The organism is Oceaniglobus roseus, assembly GCF_002869745.1.
Taxonomy (GTDB): Bacteria; Pseudomonadota; Alphaproteobacteria; order Rhodobacterales; family Rhodobacteraceae; genus Oceaniglobus; species Oceaniglobus roseus.
The window spans coordinates 22799-46122 of the sequence record NZ_PNOS01000002.1; the positions used below are offsets into that span (position 1 = coordinate 22799).

Here is a 23324-nt window from a genome sequence, read left to right on the forward strand (position 1 = left end):
TCCCAGCCCACAAGGAAAACGCCATGACCACCGAAGCCACCTACCGCGTCGTGAAGAACCACGAAGACCAGTATTCGATATGGCCCGAAGGCAAGGACATTCCCGACGGCTGGGAAGCCGAGGGGACGCAGGGCACGAAGGATGCCTGTCTCGAACATATCAAGACGGTCTGGACCGACATGCGCCCCCGGTCCCTGCGCGAGGCGATGGACAAGGGCTGAGGGCCGGCAGTCGCAGGACCGTCCTCCGCCCCCGGCGCCCCCCCGGCGCCCTTGGCGCCCAGAAAGATGAACGACCCGCCCGACGGGACTGAAAGGACTTCCATGGATCGGACCAACCGCATCACCGAGGCCATCCGGCAGGAGATCGGCGCCGCGGCCGCCCAGGTCGCCGCCGCCATCAGGCTTCTCGACGAAGGTGCCACCGTCCCCTTCATCGCGCGCTACCGCAAGGAGGCCACCGGCGGCCTCGACGACACCCAGCTGCGCACCCTCGCCGAGCGGCTGACCTACCTGCGCGAACTCGACGCCCGCCGGGACGCCATCCTCAGGTCCATCCGCGAGCAGGACAAGCTCACTCCCGACCTCACACGGGCCATCGAAGCCGCCGAGACCAAGTCCCGGCTCGAGGACATCTACCTCCCCTTCAAGCCGAAGCGGCGCACCAGGGCGATGATCGCCCGCGAGAAGGGGCTCGGACCCCTGCGGGACGCCATCCTGGCGAACCGGGGCAAGGACCCCGAGGCGCTGGCGAAGGCCTTCGTCGGACAGGACGTGGCCGACACGAACGAGGCGCTCGACGGCGCCCGCGACATCCTGATCGAGGAACTCGCCGAAACGGCCGACCTGATCGGCGATCTGCGCAAGTACCTCGAGAAGGAGGCGGTCGTCTCGGCCAGGGTCGTGAAGGGCAAGGAGGAGGAAGGCGCGAAGTTCGCCGACTACTTCGACCGCACGGAATCGCTCGCCAGGCTGCCGGCGCACCGCGCGCTGGCGCTGATGCGGGCCGTCGGCGAAGGCATCGTCCGGTTCGACATCGGCCCGGACCCGGAGGTCGGGAAGCCCCGCTGCGAAAGCATGGTGGCCGCGCGACTCAGGCCCTCGGGCAACGGTCCGGGGGACGCCTGGCTGCGCGACGTGGCACGCCACGCGTGGAAGACGAAGATCTCGACGGCGATGACGATCGACCTTCTGGCCGACCTGCGCGCCCGCGCCCACGAGGAGGCCATCGCGGTCTTCGCGCGCAATCTCAAGGACCTGCTGCTCGCCGCGCCGGCCGGCGCCCGCCCGACGCTGGGCCTCGATCCGGGCATCCGGACCGGCGTGAAGGCCGCGGTGATCGACGCCACGGGCAAGGTGCTGCAGACCGCCACGCTCTACCCGTTCCAGCCGCGGATGGACCTGCGCGGCGCGCAGGCGAAGATCGTCGAGCTGGTGCGGCGCCACGGCATCGAACTCATCGCCATCGGCAACGGCACCGCCTCCCGCGAGACCGAGCGGATGGTCGAGGAGACGCTGAAGGCCCTGCCCGGGGGCACCGCCCAGCCGACGAAGGTCATCGTGAGCGAGGCCGGCGCCTCGGTCTACTCCGCCTCCGAACTCGCGGCGAAGGAGTTTCCCGACCTCGACGTCTCGCTGCGCGGCGCGGTCTCGATCGCGCGGCGCCTCCAGGACCCGCTCTCCGAGCTGGTCAAGATCGAGCCGAACGCCATCGGCGTGGGGCAATACCAGCACGACGTCGACCAGAGGCGTCTCGCCAAGGCCCTAGAAGCCGTGGTCGAGGATGCCGTGAACGCCGTCGGCGTCGATCTCAACACCGCCTCCGCCGCCCTGCTGTCGCATGTCGCCGGCCTGACCCCGACCCTCGCCGCGAACATCGTCGCGCACCGCGACGGGAACGGTCCCTTCCGCGCCCGCAAGGAACTCCTGAAGGTCAAGGGGCTCGGCCCGAAGGCCTTCGAGCAATGTGCGGGCTTCCTGCGCATCCGCGACGGAAAGGAGCCGCTCGATGCCTCGAGCGTCCACCCCGAGGCCTATGACCTCGCCCGCAGGATCGTCATTGCCTGCGGCCGCGACCTGCGCGCCATCCAGTCGAACCCGGACTCGCTGAGGCGGGGGAAGCCCGAGACCTTCGTCACCGACACCTTCGGCCTGCCGACCGTGCGGGACATTCTCCAGGAACTCGAGAAGCCGGGCCGCGACCCGCGCCCGAGCTTCAGGACCGCGACCTTCGCCGAGGGCGTCAACGAGATCACCGACCTGCGGGAGGGCATGCGGCTCGAGGGCACGGTGACGAACGTGGCCGCCTTCGGCGCCTTCGTCGACATCGGCGTGCACCAGGACGGCCTCGTCCACGTCAGCCAGCTTGCGGACCGGTTCGTGAAGGACCCCCACGAGGTGGTCAAGGCCGGCGACGTGGTGCAGGTCCGGGTGACCGAGGTCGATGTGGCGCGCAAGCGCATCGGCCTCTCGATGCGCGCCGACGGCGGCGCCTCCGCGAAGCAGGAGCGGGCCGCCCGGGCGCCCACGGGCGCGAACCCGCGCCGGGAGCGCCCCCCGAAACAGCCGTCCGCGCCCCGGGGCGGCAAGCCGGAAGCTCCCGGCAAGAGCGGGGACGCGCCGGGTGCCTTGGGGTCTGCCCTGCTCGAAGCCATGAAGAAGCGCTGAGGGACAGGTCCGAAGGGCGCCGCCGGACCACGCCCGCGGCCGGCGCGGCCCTCGAATGGCCGGGATATGGAGGCGCCAGGGTTCGCGACCGTGTCCGTCGACGGAAACCTCCCCCCGGCCCTCCATGCGGCCGGGATGTGTCCGCCTGTTAGCACCACAAGAAACCAATAGCCCTTACGGCATTTTCAGCCTGCCCGCTGACGATCCGAATTGTCTTGGAGAGAAGTGGCGCGCTGGGGAGGATTCGAACCCCCGACCCCTTGATTCGTAGTCAAGTGCTCTATCCAACTGAGCTACCAGCGCGCGGGGTGAGGCGGACTTAACGGCCCAGGCCGGACATTGCAAGCGGCGAAATGACGATCCGCGGGGGTTTTCTGCGGCCCGCCCCGTCAGGCCGCTCCGGGCTCGAGGCTCATCACCGCCTTCGGGAGCCGCACCGCGAAGGCGGTGCCGCCGGGCCCCGTCTCCACCAGCTCCAGCCGCCCGCCGTGGCCGCGGACCAGTTCCGCGGCGATGGTCAGCCCCAGCCCCGATCCGCCCTTGCGCGCCCCGCCCTGGAAGGCGGTGAACAGGTGGTCGCGGGCGCGGGGCGGCAGGCCGGGGCCGGTGTCGCGCACCTCGATCACCCAGTGCTCCTCGGTCTCGGTCGCGCGGACCAGGATCTCGCCGGGGTCCCCGGAGGCGAGGATCGCCTGCCGGGCGTTGCGGATCAGGTTGCTCAGCACCCGGTAGAGCTGCTCGGGGTCGGCGCGCACCATCATGCCGGCGGGCACGTCCTCGGAAAAGCTGATGTCGTGCTCGCCGCAGGCCAGCCGCTCGCCGTCGACCACGTCGTTGATGATCGGCGCCACCAGCACGCGCGACAGCGCCGGCGGCGGCTCTTCGGCCTTGCCGAAGGCCAGGGTCGATTCGCAGAGGTTCACCGCCCGGGTGATCGAGTTCACGAGCTTGGGCGCCATCCGCCGCACCATCGGATCCTCGCTGGCGTCCAGCCGGTCGGTGAAGAGCTGGGCCGTGGTCAGGATGTTCCTCAGGTCGTGGCTGACCTTCGCCACCGCGCCGCCGAGCTGGGCCAGGCGGTCCTTCTGGCGCAGGGCGCCGGTCAGCTGGGTCTGCATCGACTGCAGCGCCACCTCGGCCTGGCGCAGTTCGTCGACGCTGGCGGTGGGGGTGATGATCCGGCGCGTGTCCTCGGGGGCGGCGGCATAGCTCGTCATCGCGGCGACGACGCCCTCGATCGGCTTCACCAGCAGGCGGCGCACGGCGAAGAAGAGAAGGCTCGCCGTCAGGACGGAGATCACCGCCGACAGCGCGAGGATCCGCAGCCCGTAGTCGATCATCGCCGCCTGCAGGGGCGCCACGGGCAGCGTGATCTCGATCTGCAACCCCGCCTCGCGCACCGGATCGCCGATCACCCGGACCACCCGGTCGGGCGCGCCCAGAAGGTCCAGCGCGGCGTCGCGCACCAGGGTGAAGGGCATCGCGTGGCGCAGGTCGTAGGTGCTGTCGATCGGGTGCGGCAGGGGCGAGGACAGCACCAGCTGGCGCACCTCGTTGCGGAGCAGCACGACGTTGTAGACCTCGGCGTTGCGCAACAGCTCCTGTTCGAGCTGCGGATCGATCATGTCGTTCGCCAGCAGCGCGAGCGAGGCGATCTGCGCCCGCTCGAGCCGCGACATCAGGTAATCCTCGCGGAACCGGGCGACGGAGGGCACGAAGATCAGGATCTCCGCCAGCATGACGAAGACGGTGGTCAGAACCAGGAACCGTCCCGAAAGCGAATTCACCTGCGCCCTCATCCCCTGTGCCGCGGCCGGGCGCGGTGCCCCGCCGTCCCCCTTGAGATAGCAGGATATTCACCCGGTACAAAGGGAGGCCCCTGCGCCGCGCAAGCTCCAGCACGCCGGGGTGGAGGGGAACCATTTTCCTTGAGGAAAATGGACCGGTTTCCTTCAGGAAACCGGTGCCCCGCCGGATGCCGGGCGCGGGCCACTGCAGGGCGGAGGACGCCGCCCTGTCCGGCGGCCGGGGCGGCGCCATTTTCCTTGAGGAAAATGGTCCGGTTTCCTCGAGGAAACTGGGGCCCGGCGCGGCTCAGGGCAGGTACTTCTGGATCAGCCGCACCGCCGTCTTCAGCCAGTCGTTATCGAACAGGCGGGACGAGAAATAGGCCCCCGCCGCGCGCTTGTTGATCTCGGAGAGCGTCGGGTAGGGCAGGACCGTGTTGGCGATGGCGCTCATCTTCTGCCTGTTGGCGATGGCCGTGGCCCACATGGCGATCAGATCCCCGGCCCGGTCGCCGGCGATGGTGGCGCCCACGGGCCGCCCCCTGGCCACCATGACCTTGATCAGCCCCGTGGTCCGGCCCTCGGCCACCGCGCGGTCGTTCTCGTCGTAGGGGAAGCGGACGACCTCCAGGTGGATGCCGTGCTCTTTCCTGGCCTGCGCCTCGGTCAGGCCGACATGGGCCAGCTCGGGGTCGGTATAGGTGGCCCAGGGGATGTGCCGTGTCGTCGCCTTGCTGAACCACAGCCCCAGCACGGCCGCGCGCACCACGATCCCGGCGTGGTATCCCGCGACATGGGTGAACTGGAGCCCGCCCGCGCAGTCGCCCACCGCGTACACCCGCCGGTTGCTGACCGAGCGCAGGTGCCGGTCAACCTTCACCGCCCGGTCGTGGGCCACGTTGCCCGCCTTCAGGTCCAGCCTTTCGAGGTTCACCTTCCGCCCCACGGCGATCAGCAGGTGCGAGCCGGTGAAGCGGCCTTCCGAGGTCTCGACCGTGATCTCCCCTGCCCCACCGCCGACCTTTTCGGCCTTGGCGCGCTCGACGATCTCGATGCCTTCGCCGCGCAGCCGATCCAGCACGATCGCGGCCATCTCGGGGTCGTCCTTGCCCATGGCGCGGTCGCCCTCGATCACCGTCACCTTGCAGCCGAGCCGCCGGTGCGCCTGCGCCATCTCCATCCCGATCGGCCCGCCGCCGACGATCAGGAGGTGATCGGGGCGTTCGCGCAGGTCGAACAGCGTCTCGTTGGTCAGGTAGGGCACCGTGTCGAGCCCCGGGATCGGCGGCACGAAGGGGGAGGAGCCGGTGGCGATCACGAAGCGGCGCGCCTCGATCCGCCGGTCTCCGGCCATCACCGCGTCCGGAGAGACGAAGCGCGCCCAGTCGCGGATCACGGTGCAGCCGAGCTTCTCGAACCGCTCCTGGCTGTCGACGGGGGCGATGGTCCCGATCACCCGCGCGACATGGTCCTTGGCGGCGGCGTAATCGACCTCGGGCGTCACCGGCGCGACGCCGAAGGGGGCGCCGTCGGTCATGGCGTGGGCGTGTTTCGCCGCCGCGATCAGCGCCTTCGAGGGCACGCAGCCGTAGTTCAGGCAGTCGCCGCCCATCCGGTGCCCCTCGATCAGCACCACCTTCGCGCCCATCTGCACCGCGCCCGCGGCCACCGACAGCCCGCCCGAACCTGCGCCGATCACGCAGATGTCCGTCCTGATCCGTTCCATCGTCACAATCCCTTCCTGCCGCGCACCAGTTTCAGCACCATCGGCAGCGCCGCAAGGGCGCAGAGCCCGAGGATCGGCAGCAGGATCCGCGGCTCGAAGATGATCCCGAGGTCCGGAGTCTCGCCCCTCGCAAAGACCTCGCCAAGGCCCGCTCCGACCGAGGTATATACCACCGCCCCCGGCACGATGCCGAGAAAGGTCGTCACCGCGAAGCGGAACAGCGGCACGCCCACCAGCGCGGGCACGAGGTTCGCCACGAAGAACGGCACCGCGGGCACCAGCCGGATCAGGAACAGCATCGACCACTGGTTGTCGTCGATCCCGGCCTTGATCCTCTTCACCAGCCCTTCGCCCGCATCCATCCGCGCCGCCAGCCGCGCGCCGAGGCCCCAGCGGGCGGCGAGGAAGATGCAGACCGCCCCTGTTCCCGCCGCCGCGACGTTGTAGAGCACGCCGGGGAAGGCGCCGAACAGGAAGCCGCCGGTCAGCGTCGCGATGGTGGCGCCGGGCAGCGAGAAGGCGACGATGGCGACATAGGCCGCGATGAAGCCCAGCACGCTCGGCAGGTAGTGCGAATCGCGGAAGGCGAGCAGGTTCTCGCGGTTCTCGGCCAGGGTCTCGAAACTCAGCGTGTCGCGCAGGAAGATGGCGCCGAACAGGGCGGCCAAGGCCACGGCGATCAGGGGCAGCCGCCGCAGGAGCGGGTGTTGCGGCGCCGCTTTCCCGCGGATGCCCTGCTCGGCCGTGCCGTTGCCCATGTCGCCCGCTCCGTGATCCGCCGGTTCTCCGCCCTGTAACATGCACCTTCGCTGCGGCGGAAACAGGCCTCTCACCGTCCCGTGATCCGCATGTCGCCGGGGCCGCCCGCGCTGGCTCCGGCAGGGCCGCCGCTGTAACAATCGGACGGGAGGCACGCCAAATGTTGCATCCCCTCGAAGGGCCCCGCCCTGTTGACTTGCCGCGGCAAGCCCCCTAAAGACCGGGCTTCGAACGAAGGCGGCCCTCGAGTCGGCGATCCGGCACCGCCCGGCGCGGGCCGCGGCACAGAACAGATGCCGCACAGAACAGATACGGAGACACGGCGATGACCAAGCGCACCTTCCAGCCCTCGAACCTCGTGCGCAAGCACCGTCACGGGTTCCGCGCCCGCATGGCGACCAAGGCCGGGCGCAAGATCCTGAACGCCCGCCGCGCCCGCGGCCGCAAGGTGCTGAGCGCGTAAGCGCTCGCCCGAGGCTCTGCCATGACACCGCCGGAGGACACACCGTCCGGCCAGACCGCCAGCGGCCCCGCCGTTCTGGCGGTTTCCGCACGTCCCGAGGTGCTGAAGAAGCGCGCCGATTTCCTGCGCGCCGCCCGCGCAAGGTACCGCCCCGGCCCCGGCTTCGTGCTCCAGGCGCGACAGCGTGCGCCCGGGGAAGAGGCCAGCGGCATCCGCGTCGGCTTCACCTGTTCCAAGAAGGTCGGCAACGCCATCGCCCGCAACCGCGCCAAGCGCCGCCTGCGCGAGATCGCGCGGCTGGTCCTGCCCGAGGCGGGGCGCGACGGCTGGGACTATGTCCTGATCGGCCGCAAGAACGACACCGCCACGCGCGACTTCGCCGCCCTCCAGGACGACCTGCGCACGGCCCTCGCCCAGATCCACGGATGACCCCCCTCGCCCGCGTCCTGTCGCTGCCGGTGCTGGCCTACCGCGCGGTCCTGTCGCCTTGGGTCGGCCACAACTGCCGCTATCACCCCACCTGCTCGGCCTATGCGCTGGAAGCCCTCGGCAAACACGGCGGGCTCAGGGGCGGCTGGCTGGCGCTGCGGCGGATCCTGCGCTGCAATCCCTGGGGCGGGTCGGGGATCGACAACGTCCCCGACTAGGCCGCTCAGTCCAGCACGATGATGCCCGAGTGCTTCTGCTTGTGCTCGGGCTCGACATGAATGGTGATGCGCGCGCCCTCGATGGCGTCGCGCAGGGCGTTCTCGATCCGGTCGCAGATCTCGTGGGCGTCGAATACCGTGGTCTCGCCCGGCACGACCAGGTGGAACTCGATGAAGGTCGCCTGCCCGGCGTGGCGCGTGCGCAGGTCGTGCGCCTCGACCGCGCCGCCCGCCTCGCGCGAGATCACCTCGCGCACCGTGGCCAGCGTCGCCTGCGGCACCGCCTCGTCCATCAGGCCGCTGAGCGATTCCTGCACCACCCTCGAGCCCGACCAGAGGATGTTGACCGCCACCAGCGCGGCCATGACCGGATCGAGGATCCACCAGCCGGTGACGATGGCGAGCAGCACGCCGATCGCCACGCCGCCCGAGGTGACGACGTCGGTCAGCAGGTGCCGACCGTCCGCCACCAGCGCGGGCGACTTCAGGCTCCGGCCCCGGCGGATCAGCACGAAGGCCCAGAGCGCGTTAACCGCCGTCGCCGCCCCGTTGATCAGCAGCCCCTCAATCGGCAGGTCCAGCGCCACGGGGTTCAGGAAGCCGGAATAGGCCTCGCGCAGGATCAGCAGGGCGGCGACGACAATCATCACCCCCTCCAGCACGGCGCTGAAATATTCCGCCTTGTGGTGACCGAAGGGGTGGGTGGCGTCCGCCGGGCGCGCCGCGACGCGGATCGCGATCAGCGCCGCGATGGCCGTCGCCACGTTCACGGTGCTCTCCAGCGCGTCCGACAGCAGCGCGACGGATCCCGTCACCCACCAGGCCAGCGCCTTCAGTCCAAGGACGAAGGCGCCGATGAAGACGCTGCCGATGGCAAGGCGGATGGGGGTCGACATGGCTGTCTCCCGAGTCGTGAAAAGGCGTACCGTCTAGCGTCGGCGCCGCGTTGCGGCAAGCGCCCTGCCGGACCTCGGGGAGAATCCGGCGGACCTGTGTCCGGTCGCCGGCAAATGCGAGCGCTTCTCAGGTTCCGCGCCGTTCCCCGTTCCCCGCTCCGGGCGTCAGAGCTTCTCGAACGCGATGGTCACGTCGCCGACGTCCACGCCATAGCGCTTCATGTAGGCCCGGTTCAGCAGCCGCTTGCCTCCGGTCAGCCACATCCAGTCGTCGAAGCTGACGCGCACCGTCTCGATCTTGCCGGTGGCATCGGGCACCGGCAGGTCGATGGTGTATCGCCAGTTGAAGGTATCGCCCCGCTCCACCCCCGTCGCGCGGCCGATGACGCCGGGCGCGGTGCCGGTCCAGCTGTCGGGACCCGTCTTCGTCAGCGTCCAGACCCGCTGTTCGGTCGATCCGTCCTCGTAGACGAAATCCTCGACCAGCCGCAGCCGCCGGCCGTCCCAGTCGCCGCGGATCTTCACCTCGAACCGGCGGCGCACGGTGCCGAGGATGTCTTGGAACTGGCCGCGGGCAACGAGGCGGCCGTCGAAGAACTCCTCAAGGTTCAGCCTGCGGTCCGACAGCAGCGGATCGTCCGCGTTCGGCTTCCCGGTGCAGGCGGCAAGCAGCAGCAGCAGCAGGGCGGCGAGGAACAGGCGCATGGGTCTCTCCGGCAGGGACTTGGCGCAGAGATAGGCCGCGGCGCCGGGCTGTCGCGTCGCGGCGGCCGGAAAATCGTCGCACCCGTCGCGCAGGGCTTTCGCCCCCGCGCCCCTTGCCCGGCGTCCGGCGGGGCGATAAAGCCACCCCATGCTGGACGAGCCCGACGACATACATCCCCTCTTCTTCGGCGCCCCCGCGACGACCGAGTTCCGCAAGCTGCGCAAGCGGCTGGTCCGGGACACCCGCGAGGCGATCGAGACCTACGGGATGATCCAGCCCGGTGCGCGCTGGCTGGTCTGCCTCTCGGGCGGCAAGGACAGCTATACCCTGCTCGCCATCCTGCACGAGTTGCAATGGCGCGGCCTTCTGCCGATCGAGCTTCTGGCCTGCAACCTCGACCAGGGCCAGCCGGGCTTTCCGGCGACGGTGCTGCCCGAGTTCCTGCAATCGCGGGGCGTTCCCCACCGGATCGAATACCAGGACACCTATTCCATCGTGATGGACAAGGTGCCCGCGGGCCGCACCATGTGCGCCCTCTGCTCGCGCCTGCGCCGCGGCAACCTCTACCGCATCGCGCGCGAGGAAGGCTGCTCGGCCGTTGTCCTCGGGCATCACCGCGACGACATCCTGGAAACCTTCTTCCTGAACCTCTTCCACGGCGGCAAGATCGCCACCATGCCGCCGAAGCTGCTGAACGACGAGGGCGACCTCTTCGTCCTTCGCCCCCTCGCCCATGTCGCCGAGGAGGATTGCGACCGCTTCGCCCGGGCGCTGAACTATCCGATCATCCCCTGCGACCTCTGCGGTTCGCAGGACGGGCTGCAACGCCAGCAGATCAAGGCGCTGCTCGACGGCTGGGAAAGGAACAGCCCCGGGCGCAAGCAGAAGATCTTCCGCGCGCTGACCACCGTGCGCCCTTCGCACCTGCTCGACACCGGGCTGTTCGACTTCGCCGGGCTGATGCGGGATGCCGACAAGTCGATGTAACTTCTCTGCGGGGCGCGGGGCGGGATTAAGCCTCTGACAGGACTCCGCGGATAACCCTCTTTCCGTCACCTCGGGAAGAAGGACACACCCCATGCGGCCTCGTCTGCGCAGACCCCGGATCGGGCACATGCTGCCGCTGCTCGGCTTCTGCCTGCTGCTGGCGGTCGCGCTGGCCGCCTCGGCCCAGACCGGCGGAGTGGAAGGGCTGGCCTTCACCGGCGCCATCGCCCTCGCCTTCCTTCTCGGCTCCATCGACCGGCGCGATCCGTTCCGCCTGCGCGCCGCCCGCCTGCCCGATGCCCTCTCGGCCCGCGCGGTGCTGGAAACGGACCTGATGGACCGCGACGGCGCGCTGTTCATCGCGCTCGAGATCGACGATGTGCGCCAGGTCGGCAAGCGGCTCGGCGCCCGGGCCCTCGGCGACATGACCGACCAGCTGGCCCAGCGGCTCAGGGCGCGGGTTCGCGGCGGCGACGGCTTCTCGGTGCTGGCGCCGGGCCGCTTCGGCGTGCGGCTGCAACAGGCCGGGCCCGTCGACCTCGAACTCGGGATCCGCGCCGGCCAGCGGCTGATGGCCTGCGCGAACGATCCGCTGCGCGTCGACGGCATGGCCGTGCACTGCGCCCTCAGCGCGGGCTTCGCCCACGCGGGCCAGCTTCGGGGGCTCTCGCCGGTCCCGGGGCTGCTGGACGCGGCGGAGCGGGCGCTCGCGGCCGCACAGGACGCAGGGCCGCGCAGCCTGGTTTCGTTCGAACCGGCGATGATGACCGCGCCGCCGCGCAAGGGCAGCGGCGATCGCCACCGGGCCGCCGAACTGCGCCGCGCCATCGCCGGGGGCGGGATCGTGGCCTGGTTCCAGCCGCAGATCGCCACCGACACCGGCGCCCTTGCGGGGGTCGAGGCGCTGGCCCGCTGGGCGCACCCCGAACATGGCCTGCTGCCCCCGGGAGAATTCCTCGAGCTTGCCCGCAGCGCAGGCTGCACCGCGAAGCTGACCGACGCGATGCTCGCCGCCGCCCTCGGGCAGCTGGCAGCCTGGCGGCGGGCGGGGCTGGAGGTGCCGCGGATCTCGGTCAATTTCGGCGCCGCCGACCTGGCCGACCCGACTCTCGTGGACCGCGTCCTCTGGGCGCTCGACGCGGCGGGCCTGGCCCCCTCCGACATCGGGATCGAGATCCTCGAATCCGTCGTCGCCTCCGCCGATCCCGACGACATGGTCTGCCGCAACGTCCTGGCCCTCGGCGCCCGGGGCTGCTGGGTCGAGCTCGACGATTTCGGCACCGGCAGCACCTCCATCGCCGGGATCCGCCGGTTCGGCGTCCGGCGGATCAAGCTCGACCGCAGCCTCGTCACCGCGCTCGACCGCGATGCGGGCCAGCTGGCCACGGTCGCGGCCGTGCTCACCATGGCCGACCAGCTCGGGGTCGAGGTTCTGGCCGAAGGCGTTGAAACCCCGGCCGAACACCACGCCCTCGCCCAGCTCGGCGTCCCCCATGTCCAGGGCCACGCCGTCGCCCGCCCCATGGCCGCCGCGGACGCCACCGCCTGGATCGCCCGTCGGGCCCGGATCCTGGCCGAGTCGCCGGCGCCCGCCCGGCCCGCCCGCCCGCAGCGCACGAACGGTGCCGTGGCGGCGAAAGGGCGCGGCAGCCCCATCGGGGGCGAAACGGCTTGACCTTTCCAGCCATGGCCTGTTGAACCTGCCTGACCTTTGACCCCACACAGGCGGTGGTTCCGAATGGACGATCAAAACAAGAATCTCATTCTTGCGACGGCTCTCAGCTTCCTCGTGATCCTGGTCTGGTTCCTGATCTTCCCGCCACAGGAACAGGCACCGAACCCGACACCGGAACAGCCCGGCGTCACGCAGATCACCGAGGGCGCGACGCCCCCCGCCGCCACGGACAGCACCGCGTCGCCGTCCGGCACGCTGCCCGAGACGGCCGGCGTCAACCCCGCGGACGCCCCCACCATCGCCGTCGACACGCCCAGCCTCACCGGCTCGATCTCGCTGCTCGGCGGGCGGCTGAACGAGCTGTCGCTGAAGGGCTACCACGTCACCCTCGACCAGAGCTCGCCCCTGGTCGAGCTGCTGTCGCCCGTCGGCACCGCCAACCCCTATTACGCCTTCTTCGGCTGGGCCCCCGGCGGCGACCTGAGCTTCGAGGCCGTGCCTGGCGCCAACACGCTCTGGACCCAGAGCGGCGGCGGCACCCTTAGCCCCGACAGCCCCGTGACCCTGACCTGGGACAATGGCCAAGGCCTGATCTTCACCCGCGAGATCTCGGTCGACGACAAATACATGTTCCGCGTCACCCAGAGCGTGCAGAACACCACCGGCGCGCCGGTCCGCTTGGCGCCCTACGGCCTGATCACGCGGGACGGCACGCCGCCGAACCTGTCGAATTTCTTCATCCTCCACGAAGGCGTCGTGCGCATGTCCGACGGCACGCTGCAGGAGGTGAAGTACAAGAACATGCCCGATTTCGAAGCCGACGACCGCTGGGGCGCCAATGCCGACGTGGTCCAGGTGGAACACGACGGCTGGGTCGGCTTCACCGACAAGTACTGGATGACCTCGCTGATCCCCGAGCCCGGCACCGGCTTCACCTCCGTCGCCAAGTACGTGGCGGGCAGCAACGTCTACCAGACCGAGGCACGCCTCGGCACCATGGAGGTGGCGGCGGGCGCCAGCGCCTCGACCTCGACCCGCGTCTTCGCCGGCGCGAAGGAGTGGGAGACGATCCGCGCCTACCAGAACCGCGACGGCATCAAGGGCTTCCTCGACTCGATCGACTGGGGCTGGTTCTTCTTCCTGACCAAGCCGATCTTCTTCGTGCTGCACTGGCTGAACGGCGTCATCGGCAACATGGGCTGGTCGATCATCGCGCTGACCTTCCTCCTGAAGGCGCTGCTCTTCCCGCTGGCCTACAAGTCCTACATCTCGATGGCGAAGATGAAGGAGCTCCAGCCCGAGATGGAGGCCCTGAAGGAGCGTGCAGGCGACGACCGCCAGAAGCTCCAGCAGGGGATGATGGAGCTCTACAAGAAGAACAAGGTGAACCCGGCCTCGGGCTGCCTGCCGATCCTGCTGCAGATCCCGATCTTCTTCTCGCTCTACAAGGTGATCTTCGTCACCATCGAACTGCGTCACGCCCCCTGGATCGGCTGGATCCGCGACCTCTCGGCCCCCGACCCCAGCTCGATCCTGAACCTCTTCGGCCTGCTGCCCTGGGGGACGCCGGACCCGACGTCGTTCATCCACATCATCAGCCTCGGCGTGCTGCCGATCCTGCTCGGCATCTCGATGTGGCTCCAGCAGAAGCTGAACCCGGCGCCCGCCGATCCGACGCAGAAGATGATCTTCGCCTGGATGCCCTGGGTGTTCATGTTCATGCTTGGCCGGTTCGCGAGCGGCCTGGTGCTGTACTGGATCACGAACAACACGATCACCTTCACCCAGCAGTACCTGATCATGCGCTCGCAGGGCTACAAGCCCGACGTCTTCGGCAACATCAAGGGCGGCTTCAAGAAGACACCCAAGACAGCCGGGGCCGGGAACAGCAAGTCGAAGCCGAAGTGAGCGCCGCGCCTTCCCTGACGAGGGCGCCGCGCAACGCCGCGGCGCGCGCGCATCGCCCCGCCGGACGGAGAGCGACGCCATGAGCCTGTCCTTCGACATCACCGAGGTCGACGACGCGGCGCGCGAGGCCGGGCGCAAGCTCTTCGCCGGGCCGACCGAGTTCCTGAAAGGCGTCGTCGCGATGGACGGGCTGCCCCCGGCGGACCGGATCGAGGTCTGCTTCGCCGGCCGATCGAACGTCGGCAAGTCGACGCTGATCAACGCGGTGACGGGCCGCAAGGCCCTGGCGCGGGCGTCGAACACGCCGGGGCGGACCCAGGAGATCAACTTCTTCACGGCCGGGGATGCGCATTACCTGGTGGACCTGCCCGGCTACGGCTTCGCCAACGCGCCGGTGAAGGTGGTGGAGAAGTGGCAGCGGCTGATGAAGGCCTACCTTTCGGGGCGGCAGACGCTCAGGCGGGTGTTCCTGCTGATCGACAGCCGCCACGGGGCCAAGGCGGTGGACGAGGAGATCATGACGGTCCTCGACCAGTCCGCCGTGACCTTCCAGTGCGTCCTGACGAAGGCCGACAAGCCCGGCGGGCGCGATTTCGAGGCCGCCCTCGCCGTGACGCGCGCGGCGCTCGCACGCCACCCGGCCGCCTTTCCGGAAATCGTCGTGACCTCGTCGGAAAAGGGCGAGGGCATCGACGTGCTGCGCGGGATCATCGCGACCCTGGACTGACACTTCCGGACAGGCGGACCGCGGACGTAGGATGGGTCATATGACCCATCCTACCGCCCCTCAATGCGGGCGCTCGGGGCCGCTCGTGGGGGCACGGTCGGCGTCGTCCATGTCGTCGGCGTCGTCCGCGGGAATCGCATAGGCGCCGGTCAGCCACTTGCCGAGATCGATGTCGGCACAGCGGCGCGAGCAGAAGGGGCGGTACTTCCGGTCGCTCTCGCGCTGGCAGATCGGACAGGGCATGGTCTCTCCTTCAGAGCAGGGGAAGGCGGTCGCGTTTCCTCTGCAACTCGTAGAGGCCGAGCGGGGTCCAGCCCGCGAGGGTGGTTTCCACCGCGTCGGCCTTCAGCGCGGCGCGCAGCACCTGTTCGAAGCCACGGCGGTCCTTCTTCGGCATCGGCGCGAGGTCCAGCACGATCTGCCCGCCGAGGCCGCGGCACCTGAGTTGCGCGGGCAGCGCGCGCGCGGCCGCGATGTTGGCCTTGAGCCCCGCGGCAAGCGAGGTGTCGGCGCCGGTGTTCACGTCCACCGCCACCAGCGCGCGGGTCGGCTCGACGAACATGCTCCCGCCCGCGGGCAGGGGCACCTCGGGGCGGCGCAGGGCGGAAATCATCGCGTCGATGCCGTGCTCGGCAAAGCCGCCGTCCTTGGTCGCGATCGTGTCGGGCTCGGGCCATTCCCTCCAGGCGAGGGTGTGGGGGTCGGGGCCGTCGGCCAGAAGCTCGGGGTCGCGACCCTCATCGCCCATCACCTTCGCGGCGAGGTCGGTCATGGCGAGGATGTCCTCGGCCAGCGCCTCGTCCGAGGCATGTTCGGCGGCCGAGCGCAGGATCAGCCCCATGTCGAGGCCGTCCATCACCTCGCGCGCCAGCAGCTGGAGTTCGTCTCGCCGGGCATCGTCGCGGACCCTGCGCGAGACGTTGATGCCGGGCTTGCCGGGGGTCGCGATGGCATAGCGGCTCTTGAATAGCACGCCCGTCGTCACCGGCACCGCCTTGCCCTCGGTGGCATAGCCCGTGACCTGCACCAGCAGCGGGGTGCCGGGGGCCAGCACCTTGGCGTTCTTCAGATAGGCGCGCCCCTCGGGCAGCTTCAGGATCGCGCCCCCCTGCCCCTTCAGCGGACGGTCGGCCACGGCGCGGTAGATGGCGCCCGGCACCGGCACGTCGTCCGGAGCGGCGATCAGCAGGTCCTCGAGCCGACCGTCCTCCACCAGCGCGGCGGCAAGGCGGCCGTCGAGACGGTCGAGCACGATCAGACGGCCCTTCATGCCGCACCTCCGAAAACGGGAAAGCCCGCGGCGGCGAGCAGCGTGGCGGTCTCGGCCACGGGCAGGCCCACGACCGCGGTGAACGAGCCCTGGATCCACGGGATGAAGGCCCCGGCGGGGCCCTGGATCGCATAGGCGCCGGCCTTGCCCCGCCAGTCGTTCGTGGCGAGATAGCCGTTCACCTCGACATCGGACAGGCGCTTCATCTTCACGGCGGTCACCACCTCGCGCTCCCAGAGCCTGTCGCCGCGTCGCACCGCGACCGCGGTGACGACCCGGTGGCGGCGACCGGACAGGGCGTACAGGAACTCGGCCGCCTGCCCCGCATCCTCGGGCTTTCCGAGGATCCGGCGGCCAAGGGCCACGGTGGTGTCGGCGCAGAGCAGCACCTCGCCCTCTTCAAGCGGCACCGCGGCGGCCTTCTCCCGCGCCATGCGGGCGCAGTAGGGGCGCGGCAGTTCGCCCTTGCCGGGCGTCTCGTCGATGTCGGGGGCGCGGATTTCGTGCGGGGTCAGGCCCAGCTGCGCCAGCAGTTCCAGCCGCCGGGGCGAGCCCGAGCCGAGGATCAGTCGGGGTCTGGGGCCGGTCATGGGGTCCGCCGGGGTGCCGAGGAAACGGGTCCGCGACGCACCGTCCTACTTGAAGCGGTAATTGATCCGGCCCTTGGTCAGATCGTAGGGGGTCATCTCGACCTGCACCTTGTCGCCCGCGAGGACACGGATGCGGTTCTTGCGCATCTTGCCTGCCGTGTGCGCGATGATCTCATGGCCGTTTTCCAGCTCGACCCTGAATGTCGCGTTCGGCAGGAGTTCCTTCACGACACCGGGAAATTCGAGCAGTTCTTCCTTGGCCATGTTCACTCCAGATTGACTCGCCCGCCGATTTCCGCGGACGCCGCACTAAATGCGCCTGTTCGCGCGGCTTTTCAAGGTCAGTTTTACGTTCCGCGCGGTCGCAGGGCCCGGATTTCGGGCGTTTCCGGCGCGCGCGACTGTTCCTCCCAGTGCGCCGGAACGTCGACTCCGCCGGGCGGGCGCAGGCCGGTGTCGTGCTCCCAGACGACCCAGCCGGGCACGTTCAGCGGGCTCTCGTCCAGAAGCCCCTCTTCGCTGAAACCGATGTCGGCGGGGGCGTAATGGCCTGCCCTTCCCGCGTTCGCGTCGAGGAAGACGCAGTCGGCGACCGCGCCCAGGGTCGCCGAGGTGATGACCGCGCGCCGCCCTTCCAGCGCACGGGCCATGGCGGCGATGCGGATGCGACTGGCGCCGCGGATCGTCTCGGTGCAGCTTGGCACCAGCAGCACCTCGCCGGGCACGCGACGCGCCAGCAGGGGAAACTCGCTGTCGTAGCAGATGAGGATGGCAAGACGGCCGAGCGCCGTGTCGTAGAGCGCGGGCGGATCGCCCGGCACCAGCGGCGTCTCGCTCCGCTCCCAGGGGGTGAGCATCTGCTTGTCGACATGGGCGGCGGTGCCGTCGGGGGCATGCAGCCAGGCGCGGTTGACGAAGCGTCCCTCGGCCGCGCAGGGGCCGCTGCCCGCCAGGATGTGCACGTCGTAGCGTCGCGCCAGCTCGGCGTGGAGCGCGTCGTTCCCGGGGTTGGCGGCGACGCAGCGGTCGATCCATTGCGTGGTGGAAAGCCCCTGCGGGATCTCGCCGCAGAAGGCGGCCTCCATCGCCGCGTATTCCGGGAACATCAGCAGGTCGGCGCCCTGCTGGGCGGCGTCCTTCACCCAGCGTTCGAGCTTCGCGGCATAGGCGGCCCGGTCGGCGTGGGTCTCGAGGGGCCAGGCGGCGGCGGCGATCTTCATAGCTTTCTTGCCCAGAGCTGGAGGGGTTTGGCGGTCTGCACCGAGTCGCCCACGTCGCGCCATTCGAACGAGGCGAAGGCGTCGGCCACGGGTGCATAGCCGCGCTTCGTCCAGAAAGCGTCGTTGGTGCGGGCGTTCGCGGGACGCAGCGGGTGGTCGTCGGGCCGCTTGACCGAGCAGAAGACGGCATGGCTGCGGCCAAGGGCGCGGGCATGGGCCTCGCGCAGGTCGAAGAAGGTGTGGCCCGCGCCCTGCCCGCGATACTCCGGCAGCAGCACGCTCTCGGCGCAGTAGAACACCGTTTCCGGGACCAGCCCCGCCTTGGCGAGGGGGGCGGCGAAGGCTTCGGCGTGGTCCTCCATCGGGGTGCCGGTGGCGGCGCCGACGATGCGGCCCCCGGCCCGCGCAGCGACGAGGATCGCGCCGGGGCTGTCGCGGTAGGTGGCCATGTACGCGCGCTCGTACTCGGGATCGCCGTCGTAGAGGTAGGGCCAGTCGCGGAACACGGTGATGCGCAGGGCGGCGAGATCGTCCAGCGCCTCCTCGAGGGCCGCGCCGGAGAGGGTTTCGAAGGTCAGGCTCATGCGACCTGGGCCATCCAGTCGGTCATGTTGTAGAAGGTGGTCACGCGGGCGATCCGGCCGTCCCTCAGGGTGAAGAACGAACCGACCGGCAGGACATAGCCCTGGCCGCGGGCCGGCGGGCAGCCCTCCTGCGTGGCAAGGTAGGTGCCGTGGATCGTGAACTCGGCCGCGGCGCGGGTGCCGTTCTCGCCGGTGAAGATCACCAGGTCCTCCGCCCGCTCGCGATAGGCCCCTTCCATCATCGCCAGGAAGTCGGCGAAGGCCGCCTTGCCGCGGCGGATCTCGCCCTGGTTGACGTGGTGTTCGACGTCGTCGGTGACGAGGTCCAGCATCCCGGCGGAGTCCCCGGCGTTGAAGGCGGCGAAATAGGCGGCGACGGTGTCGCGGGCGTCGGTGTCGGTCATTGTCCCTCCGTTGGCGGACCGAAGCGGTTCAGCATCCGGCCCTTGATCTGATCGCGCGTCTGGCGGTAGCTGTCCAGCTTGTCTTCCCGCCCCTGCCCCAGACCCGTCGGATCGAGGATCGGCCAGTACTCGACATCGAGGTGGAAGAACCGCGTCAGCTCCAGCGCCCGCCGCTGCGAGGCGGGCGAAAGCGCGATTACCAGGTCGAAGCCCGACAGGTCGTCCCCCCACTGCTCCATCTCGTCGAAGGAGCGGGTGCGGTGGCGCTCCAGCTCCACCCCCAGCTCGCGGCAGACGGCGATGGAGAAGCCGTCGATCTCCATGTCGCTCTTCACCCCCGCGGACTGGACGTAGGTGCGGGTGCCGTAGAGCTTCTTCATCAGCCCCTCGGCCATGGGCGAGCGGACGGCGTTGTGGTCGCAGCAGAAGAGCACCGACTGTGGCAGGGCGCCCACCTGTCCCTAGGCCCCGAAGTGCAGCACGCAGATCAGCGTGAACAGGCGGCGGGCGGTGTCGATGTCGACCTCGGCCTTGCCCTCCAGCCGCTCCTGCAGCACCCGGGCGCCTTCCATGTGGATGCCGCGCCGCGCCATGTCGATGGTCTCGATCTGGGCGGGCGGCAGGGTCTTCACCGCGTCGAAATAGCCTTCGCAGATCTGGAAGTAATCCTTCACCACCTGCCGGAACGGACCCAGCGACAGGTGGAACTCGGCCACCTTCCGCGCTTCGGGCGTGGTCAGGTCGAAGACCAGCCGCCCCTCGCGGATCGCCAGCAGCAGATGCAGCCCGTCGAGGCCCCCCTTCTCGTGGGCGGGCAGGATGAAGGTGTTGTCCTCCAGCAGGTCGAAGATCGCCACCCGCCGCTCCTGCTCGATCTCGGGCGTGGGGGGCGGCAGGCCGGTGTCGTCGATCGCGATGAAGGCGAGGCGGGGCATGGGCGATCCGTCGGTTCTGCGCCGACTGTCCTAGCCCAGAGGCGGGCGCGTGACAATTGCGCCCATGCTCAGCCGTTCAGCCTGTCGAGCCGCGCGCGCACCGACAGCCCGTGCGCCTCGAGCGATTCCGAGGTGGCGAGGCGCTCGGCGGCGGGGCCGATGGCCTTGAGCGATGCCGGGGTCATCCGGGCCATGGTGGTACGCTTCAGGAAATCCATCACCGACAGGCCCGAGGAGAAGCGGGCCGAGCGGGCCGTCGGCAGGACGTGGTTCGGCCCGCCGATATAGTCGCCGATGGCCTCGGGCGTCCACTTGCCAAGGAACATGGCCCCCGCGTGGGCGATGTTGGCGGCCAGCGCCTCGGGCGCGTCGACGCAGAGTTCCAGGTGTTCGGGCGCGATCCGGTCGGCCAGCGCCGCGGCTTCGCCGAGGTCGCGCACGATCACGATGGCGCCGAAGTCGCGCCAGCTGGCCCCGGCGATGGCGCGCCGTTCGAGGGTCTGAAGGCGCTTGTCCACCGCCTCGGCCACCGCCGCGCCGAGGGCGGGGTCGGTGGTGATGAGGATGCTCTGCGCGCTTTCGTCGTGTTCGGCCTGCGACAGCAGATCCACTGCGATCCAGTCGGGATCGTTGTCGCGGTCGGCGATCACGAGGATCTCGGACGGCCCCGCGATCATGTCGATGCCGACGCGCCCGAAGACCCGGCGCTTGGCGGCGGCGACGTAGGCGTTGCCGGGGCCGGTGATCTTGTCGACCGCGCGCACCGTCCCGGTGCCGTAGGCGAGCGCCGCGATGGCCTGGGCGCCGCCGATGCGGTAGACCGTCTCGATGCCCGAGAGGCGGGCGGCGAGCAGCACCAGCGGGTTCACCTTTCCGTCGGGCGTCGGCGCGGTCATCACGATGTTCTCGACCCCCGCCACCGCGGCCGGGATGGCGTTCATCAGCACCGAGGAGGGATAGGAGGCGAGACCGCCCGGAACATAGAGCCCCGCCGCCGAAACCGGGCCCCACCGCCAGCCGAGCGTCGCGCCGGTGTCGTCGGTCCAGCTTTCGTCCTTCGGCATCTGCCGCGCGTGATAGGCGCGGATCCGCGTCGCGGCGAGTTCCAGCGCATCGCGGTCCTCGCGCGACACCTGCTCGCAGGCGGCGTCGATCTCGGCCCGGCTGAAGGCGAGCGTCTCGGGCGTGAGGTCCAGCCGGTCGTATTTCGCGGTAAGCTCGATCAGGGCGGCATCGCCGCGGGCGCGCACGTCGGCGATGATCGCCGCGACGGCGTCGTCCACGTCGGGGCTGTCCTCGCGCTTCAGGGTCAGGAGCGCGGCGAAGCGGTCCTCGAAATCGGCATCGGTGGTGGACAGGAACTGGGGCATGGGAAACCTCTTCGGGGCGCAGGCGGCCGCCTGCGCCGGCCTGTCGCGGGCTGGTCAGTCGGGGTGATGGGGGGCCTTGCCGGAGACGGCCGGGTAGGGCCGGGTCACGTCGCGCAGGGTGACGTCGAGCGCGGACATCTGCACCGCCACGCCGCCGTCCCCGGCAAGGGTCAGGACCACGCGATCGGCGTTGCCCTCTTCCAGCGTGATGGACAGAAGCGACAATATCTGGTCCATGTCCCGGCGGTCGATGCCCTGGGTTTGCACTTTTGCGACATTCTCGAAGCTCAGGACCGACTGCACCCGCTCCACCTCGTGCGCGCTCTTCTTCTCCCAGCGGACCCGGTTCAGCAGGATCGCGAAGCGGCGCGCGGGGCGGTCGAGGCTCATCTCGGTGATCGGGAACACCGCGTCCTGCACCAGCGCCGAGATCACGCCCAGGTCCTCCGCGGTCAGCGCCTGCAGGCGCAGCGGGCGGGGTGCGCCATCCTCGAACCTTGCGTCGGTCATGCGCGGATCCTCTCGATGCTGGCGCCGCAGGCGCCGAGCTTCTCCTCGACCCGCTCGTAGCCGCGGTCGAGGTGGTAGACGCGGTTGACCACGGTCTCGCCCTCCGCCGCGAGACCGGCGAGGATCAGCGAGACCGAGGCGCGCAGGTCGGTCGCCATGACCGGCGCGCCCTTCAGCCGCTCGACCCCGGTTACGGTGGCGTGGCCGCCGTGGACGTCGATCCTCGCGCCCATGCGGATCAGCTCGGGCGCGTGCATGAAGCGGTTCTCGAAGATCTTCTCCTCCAGCCGCGACGTGCCCTCGGCGGTGCAGAGCAGCGCCATCATCTGCGCCTGGAGGTCGGTCGGGAAACCCGGGAAGGGTTCGGTGGTGACGTCGACGGCGTGGATGCGGCCGTTCTTGCGGGAAACCTTGAGGCCGCGCGGCGTCTCCTCCACGCTGATCCCGGCCGCGTCCAGCTTCTCGCAGAAGGCGCCGACGAGGTCGATCCGGCCGCCGAGGCATTCCACCTCGCCGCCGCAGAAGGCGGGGGCCAGCATGTAGGTGCCAAGTTCGATCCGGTCGGTGACGACGGGATGGGTCGCGCCGTGCAGCGCATCGACGCCCTGCACCGTGATCGTCGACGTCCCCTCGCCCTCGATCTCGGCCCCCATGCGGCGGAGGCACTGGGCCAGGTCCACGATCTCGGGCTCGCGGGCGGCGTTGTTGATGACGGTCGTGCCCTTCGCCAGCGTCGCGGCCATCAGCACGTTCTCGGTCGCGCCGACCGAGACCAGCGGGAAATCGACGGTGCCGCCCTTCAGGCCCCCCGGCGCCGTGGCGTGGACGTAACCGTCGCGCAGGTCCAGTTCGGCGCCAAGCGCCTCGAGCCCCTTCAGGTGCAGGTCCACGGGCCGTGCGCCGATGGCGCAGCCCCCGGGCAGCGACACCTCGGCGCGGCCGAACCGGGCCAGCAGCGGGCCCAGCACCAGGATCGAGGCGCGCATCTTGCGCACGATGTCGTAGTCGGCGTGCTGGTTGGTGATGTCGTGGGACGACATGGCCAGCACCTGCCCCTTCTGCAGGCTCGACACCTCGGCGCCGAGGGACTGCAGCAGCAGGGTCATGGTGGCGATGTCCGACAGGCGCGGCGCATTGGTCAGCGTCAGCGGCTCGTCCGACAGCAGCGTCGCGGGCATCAGCGTCAGGCAGGCGTTCTTCGCGCCCGCGATCGGAATTTCGCCATTGAGCGGGCCGCCGCCCCTGACCACGATCGAATCCATCTGCCTGCCTCTTTCCTCAGTCCGGCGCCGGTCCGCTGCCGGTCGCCTCGTCCTTGTCCGTCCCGTCGTCTTCGGTCTCGTCGTCTTCGGTCTCGTCGGCCTGCCGGGCCCGGCTTTGCGCCTTGCGCCGGGCGAGGTTCGCCTTCAGCGCGGCCTTGAGGCGCTGTTCTCGCGCCTCGGCCTCGGTTCTTGCGGCAGGGTGTTCCGAACGCTTGCCCATGGTGGTGTCTCT

At 69.9% G+C, this 23324-nt stretch carries 27 protein-coding genes and 1 tRNA gene; 9 read left to right on the top strand and 19 right to left on the bottom strand.

The genetic code is table 11. From position 1 onward, the window contains the following. Positions 1 to 23: 23 nt before the first annotated feature. Together A7B20_RS01885 and A7B20_RS01890 are read left to right on the top strand one after the other, a co-directional pair. Complete coding sequence (locus A7B20_RS01885; protein ID WP_102106861.1) at positions 24 to 221, top strand: MbtH family protein; 198 nt, start codon at positions 24 to 26, stop codon at positions 219 to 221. A 102-nt stretch (positions 222 to 323) separates the two neighbouring features. Next, positions 324 to 2666, top strand: coding sequence for a Tex family protein (locus tag A7B20_RS01890; protein WP_102106862.1), 2343 nt, complete (start codon positions 324 to 326; stop codon positions 2664 to 2666). Between the two features lie 226 nt (positions 2667 to 2892). Here A7B20_RS01890 and A7B20_RS01895 read toward each other — a convergent pair. From A7B20_RS01895 to A7B20_RS01910, 4 genes are all read right to left on the bottom strand, one after another. Next, positions 2893 to 2969 (bottom strand) — tRNA-Arg (locus A7B20_RS01895). A gap of 86 nt (positions 2970 to 3055) precedes the next feature. Then, entirely contained in the window at positions 3056 to 4465 is a 1410-nt protein-coding gene (locus A7B20_RS01900) for a sensor histidine kinase (RefSeq protein ID WP_102106863.1), read from the bottom strand. Positions 4466 to 4760: 295 nt separating this feature from the next. Beyond that, positions 4761 to 6179: a dihydrolipoyl dehydrogenase family protein gene (locus A7B20_RS01905; RefSeq protein WP_102106864.1), complete on the bottom strand. Its 1419-nt coding sequence runs from the start codon at positions 6177 to 6179 to the stop codon at positions 4761 to 4763. A 2-nt stretch (positions 6180 to 6181) separates the two neighbouring features. Further along, on the bottom strand, positions 6182 to 6937 hold the full coding sequence (locus A7B20_RS01910) for a TVP38/TMEM64 family protein (protein WP_102106865.1): 756 nt from the start codon (positions 6935 to 6937) through the stop codon (positions 6182 to 6184). A 326-nt stretch (positions 6938 to 7263) separates the two neighbouring features. On the opposite strand from A7B20_RS01910, the gene rpmH reads away from it, so the two are divergent. Genes rpmH through yidD form a run of 3 tightly spaced genes read left to right on the top strand, consistent with a single transcriptional unit; the run spans position 7264 to position 8048 of the window. Beyond that, the gene (gene rpmH / locus A7B20_RS01915; RefSeq protein ID WP_102106866.1) at positions 7264 to 7401 is read left to right on the top strand and encodes a 50S ribosomal protein L34; all 138 of its coding nucleotides are present in this window, start codon (positions 7264 to 7266) and stop codon (positions 7399 to 7401) included. Between the two features lie 21 nt (positions 7402 to 7422). Continuing rightward, entirely contained in the window at positions 7423 to 7830 is a 408-nt protein-coding gene (gene rnpA / locus A7B20_RS01920; RefSeq protein WP_102106867.1) for a ribonuclease P protein component, read from the top strand. Then, positions 7827 to 8048: a membrane protein insertion efficiency factor YidD gene (gene yidD, locus A7B20_RS01925; protein WP_102106868.1), complete on the top strand. Its 222-nt coding sequence runs from the start codon at positions 7827 to 7829 to the stop codon at positions 8046 to 8048. The genes rnpA and yidD overlap by 4 nt, the downstream gene beginning before the upstream one ends. A gap of 5 nt (positions 8049 to 8053) precedes the next feature. Here the strand turns inward: yidD and A7B20_RS01930 are convergent, their stop codons facing one another. Both A7B20_RS01930 and A7B20_RS01935 read right to left on the bottom strand, forming a co-directional pair. Further along, positions 8054 to 8944 carry a cation diffusion facilitator family transporter gene (locus tag A7B20_RS01930; protein WP_102106869.1) on the bottom strand — a complete coding sequence of 297 codons (891 nt, stop codon included), beginning with the start codon at positions 8942 to 8944 and terminating at the stop codon, positions 8054 to 8056. Positions 8945 to 9109: 165 nt separating this feature from the next. Further along, positions 9110 to 9649 (bottom strand): DUF3833 family protein, encoded by a 540-nt coding sequence (locus tag A7B20_RS01935; protein ID WP_102106870.1) that lies wholly within the window; start codon positions 9647 to 9649, stop codon positions 9110 to 9112. A 148-nt stretch (positions 9650 to 9797) separates the two neighbouring features. On the opposite strand from A7B20_RS01935, the gene ttcA reads away from it, so the two are divergent. The 4 genes from ttcA (at position 9798) to yihA (ending at position 14947) form a co-directional block, all read left to right on the top strand. Beyond that, on the top strand, positions 9798 to 10637 hold the full coding sequence (gene ttcA, locus A7B20_RS01940) for a tRNA 2-thiocytidine(32) synthetase TtcA (RefSeq protein ID WP_102106871.1): 840 nt from the start codon (positions 9798 to 9800) through the stop codon (positions 10635 to 10637). A gap of 127 nt (positions 10638 to 10764) precedes the next feature. Continuing rightward, positions 10765 to 12312 carry an EAL domain-containing protein gene (locus tag A7B20_RS01945; protein ID WP_157937578.1) on the top strand — a complete coding sequence of 516 codons (1548 nt, stop codon included), beginning with the start codon at positions 10765 to 10767 and terminating at the stop codon, positions 12310 to 12312. 63 nt (positions 12313 to 12375) lie between these two features. Next, positions 12376 to 14220, top strand: a complete 1845-nt coding sequence (gene yidC / locus A7B20_RS01950) for a membrane protein insertase YidC (RefSeq protein ID WP_102106873.1) — start codon at positions 12376 to 12378, stop codon at positions 14218 to 14220. Positions 14221 to 14299: 79 nt separating this feature from the next. After that, entirely contained in the window at positions 14300 to 14947 is a 648-nt protein-coding gene (yihA, locus tag A7B20_RS01955; protein WP_102106874.1) for a ribosome biogenesis GTP-binding protein YihA/YsxC, read from the top strand. A 60-nt stretch (positions 14948 to 15007) separates the two neighbouring features. On the opposite strand, the gene A7B20_RS01960 is transcribed toward yihA, so the two are convergent. The 13 genes from A7B20_RS01960 to A7B20_RS02020 form a co-directional block, all read right to left on the bottom strand. Next, a complete protein-coding gene (locus tag A7B20_RS01960) occupies positions 15008 to 15190 on the bottom strand; it encodes a DNA gyrase inhibitor YacG (protein WP_102106875.1) in 183 nt (60 codons plus the stop codon). A gap of 10 nt (positions 15191 to 15200) precedes the next feature. Then, positions 15201 to 16217 carry a ribonuclease E/G gene (locus tag A7B20_RS01965; protein WP_102106876.1) on the bottom strand — a complete coding sequence of 339 codons (1017 nt, stop codon included), beginning with the start codon at positions 16215 to 16217 and terminating at the stop codon, positions 15201 to 15203. Beyond that, positions 16214 to 16807 (bottom strand): Maf family protein, encoded by a 594-nt coding sequence (locus A7B20_RS01970; protein WP_102106877.1) that lies wholly within the window; start codon positions 16805 to 16807, stop codon positions 16214 to 16216. Before A7B20_RS01970 ends, A7B20_RS01965 begins: the two co-directional genes overlap by 4 nt. A gap of 45 nt (positions 16808 to 16852) precedes the next feature. Then, positions 16853 to 17071: a translation initiation factor IF-1 gene (gene infA / locus A7B20_RS01975; protein WP_007205486.1), complete on the bottom strand. Its 219-nt coding sequence runs from the start codon at positions 17069 to 17071 to the stop codon at positions 16853 to 16855. Between the two features lie 83 nt (positions 17072 to 17154). Beyond that, positions 17155 to 18027, bottom strand: a complete 873-nt coding sequence (locus A7B20_RS01980) for a nitrilase-related carbon-nitrogen hydrolase (RefSeq protein WP_157937579.1) — start codon at positions 18025 to 18027, stop codon at positions 17155 to 17157. After that, positions 18024 to 18611 carry a GNAT family N-acetyltransferase gene (locus A7B20_RS01985; RefSeq protein WP_102106879.1) on the bottom strand — a complete coding sequence of 196 codons (588 nt, stop codon included), beginning with the start codon at positions 18609 to 18611 and terminating at the stop codon, positions 18024 to 18026. Before A7B20_RS01985 ends, A7B20_RS01980 begins: the two co-directional genes overlap by 4 nt. After that, positions 18608 to 19015 carry a ketosteroid isomerase-related protein gene (locus A7B20_RS01990; protein ID WP_102106880.1) on the bottom strand — a complete coding sequence of 136 codons (408 nt, stop codon included), beginning with the start codon at positions 19013 to 19015 and terminating at the stop codon, positions 18608 to 18610. Before A7B20_RS01990 ends, A7B20_RS01985 begins: the two co-directional genes overlap by 4 nt. Next, positions 19012 to 19470: an arsenate-mycothiol transferase ArsC gene (locus A7B20_RS01995; RefSeq protein ID WP_102106881.1), complete on the bottom strand. Its 459-nt coding sequence runs from the start codon at positions 19468 to 19470 to the stop codon at positions 19012 to 19014. The genes A7B20_RS01990 and A7B20_RS01995 overlap by 4 nt, the downstream gene beginning before the upstream one ends. Before the next feature lie 6 nt (positions 19471 to 19476). Further along, complete coding sequence (locus A7B20_RS02000) at positions 19477 to 19950, bottom strand: UPF0262 family protein (protein WP_102106882.1); 474 nt, start codon at positions 19948 to 19950, stop codon at positions 19477 to 19479. Between the two features lie 68 nt (positions 19951 to 20018). Next, the gene (hisD, locus tag A7B20_RS02005) at positions 20019 to 21320 is read right to left on the bottom strand and encodes a histidinol dehydrogenase (protein ID WP_102106883.1); all 1302 of its coding nucleotides are present in this window, start codon (positions 21318 to 21320) and stop codon (positions 20019 to 20021) included. Positions 21321 to 21374: 54 nt separating this feature from the next. Beyond that, entirely contained in the window at positions 21375 to 21830 is a 456-nt protein-coding gene (locus tag A7B20_RS02010) for a DUF2948 family protein (protein WP_102106884.1), read from the bottom strand. Next, positions 21827 to 23092, bottom strand: coding sequence for a UDP-N-acetylglucosamine 1-carboxyvinyltransferase (gene murA, locus A7B20_RS02015; protein ID WP_102106885.1), 1266 nt, complete (start codon positions 23090 to 23092; stop codon positions 21827 to 21829). Before murA ends, A7B20_RS02010 begins: the two co-directional genes overlap by 4 nt. A gap of 16 nt (positions 23093 to 23108) precedes the next feature. Then, on the bottom strand, positions 23109 to 23312 hold the full coding sequence (locus A7B20_RS02020; protein ID WP_102106886.1) for a hypothetical protein: 204 nt from the start codon (positions 23310 to 23312) through the stop codon (positions 23109 to 23111). Positions 23313 to 23324: the final 12 nt, after the last annotated feature.

Coding starts and splice junctions, on each gene's coding strand:
- A7B20_RS01890 (WP_102106862.1), top strand. CDS start 324: ATGGATCGGACCAACCGCATCACCGAGGCCATCCGGCAGGAGATCGGC.
- A7B20_RS01945 (WP_157937578.1), top strand. CDS start 10,765: ATGCTGCCGCTGCTCGGCTTCTGCCTGCTGCTGGCGGTCGCGCTGGCC.
- hisD (WP_102106883.1), bottom strand. CDS start 21,320: ATGCCCCAGTTCCTGTCCACCACCGATGCCGATTTCGAGGACCGCTTC.
- A7B20_RS01990 (WP_102106880.1), bottom strand. CDS start 19,015: ATGACCGACACCGACGCCCGCGACACCGTCGCCGCCTATTTCGCCGCC.
- A7B20_RS01885 (WP_102106861.1), top strand. CDS start 24: ATGACCACCGAAGCCACCTACCGCGTCGTGAAGAACCACGAAGACCAG.
- A7B20_RS02010 (WP_102106884.1), bottom strand. CDS start 21,830: ATGACCGACGCAAGGTTCGAGGATGGCGCACCCCGCCCGCTGCGCCTG.
- yihA (WP_102106874.1), top strand. CDS start 14,300: ATGAGCCTGTCCTTCGACATCACCGAGGTCGACGACGCGGCGCGCGAG.
- A7B20_RS01965 (WP_102106876.1), bottom strand. CDS start 16,217: ATGAAGGGCCGTCTGATCGTGCTCGACCGTCTCGACGGCCGCCTTGCC.
- A7B20_RS01930 (WP_102106869.1), bottom strand. CDS start 8,944: ATGTCGACCCCCATCCGCCTTGCCATCGGCAGCGTCTTCATCGGCGCC.
- yidD (WP_102106868.1), top strand. CDS start 7,827: ATGACCCCCCTCGCCCGCGTCCTGTCGCTGCCGGTGCTGGCCTACCGC.
- A7B20_RS02000 (WP_102106882.1), bottom strand. CDS start 19,950: ATGCCCCGCCTCGCCTTCATCGCGATCGACGACACCGGCCTGCCGCCC.
- rpmH (WP_102106866.1), top strand. CDS start 7,264: ATGACCAAGCGCACCTTCCAGCCCTCGAACCTCGTGCGCAAGCACCGT.
- A7B20_RS01970 (WP_102106877.1), bottom strand. CDS start 16,807: ATGACCGGCCCCAGACCCCGACTGATCCTCGGCTCGGGCTCGCCCCGG.
- rnpA (WP_102106867.1), top strand. CDS start 7,423: ATGACACCGCCGGAGGACACACCGTCCGGCCAGACCGCCAGCGGCCCC.
- A7B20_RS01910 (WP_102106865.1), bottom strand. CDS start 6,937: ATGGGCAACGGCACGGCCGAGCAGGGCATCCGCGGGAAAGCGGCGCCG.
- A7B20_RS01905 (WP_102106864.1), bottom strand. CDS start 6,179: ATGGAACGGATCAGGACGGACATCTGCGTGATCGGCGCAGGTTCGGGC.
- yidC (WP_102106873.1), top strand. CDS start 12,376: ATGGACGATCAAAACAAGAATCTCATTCTTGCGACGGCTCTCAGCTTC.
- A7B20_RS02020 (WP_102106886.1), bottom strand. CDS start 23,312: ATGGGCAAGCGTTCGGAACACCCTGCCGCAAGAACCGAGGCCGAGGCG.
- infA (WP_007205486.1), bottom strand. CDS start 17,071: ATGGCCAAGGAAGAACTGCTCGAATTTCCCGGTGTCGTGAAGGAACTC.
- A7B20_RS01980 (WP_157937579.1), bottom strand. CDS start 18,027: ATGAAGATCGCCGCCGCCGCCTGGCCCCTCGAGACCCACGCCGACCGG.
- ttcA (WP_102106871.1), top strand. CDS start 9,798: ATGCTGGACGAGCCCGACGACATACATCCCCTCTTCTTCGGCGCCCCC.
- A7B20_RS01960 (WP_102106875.1), bottom strand. CDS start 15,190: ATGCCCTGTCCGATCTGCCAGCGCGAGAGCGACCGGAAGTACCGCCCC.
- A7B20_RS01935 (WP_102106870.1), bottom strand. CDS start 9,649: ATGCGCCTGTTCCTCGCCGCCCTGCTGCTGCTGCTGCTTGCCGCCTGC.
- A7B20_RS01985 (WP_102106879.1), bottom strand. CDS start 18,611: ATGAGCCTGACCTTCGAAACCCTCTCCGGCGCGGCCCTCGAGGAGGCG.
- murA (WP_102106885.1), bottom strand. CDS start 23,092: ATGGATTCGATCGTGGTCAGGGGCGGCGGCCCGCTCAATGGCGAAATT.
- A7B20_RS01900 (WP_102106863.1), bottom strand. CDS start 4,465: ATGAGGGCGCAGGTGAATTCGCTTTCGGGACGGTTCCTGGTTCTGACC.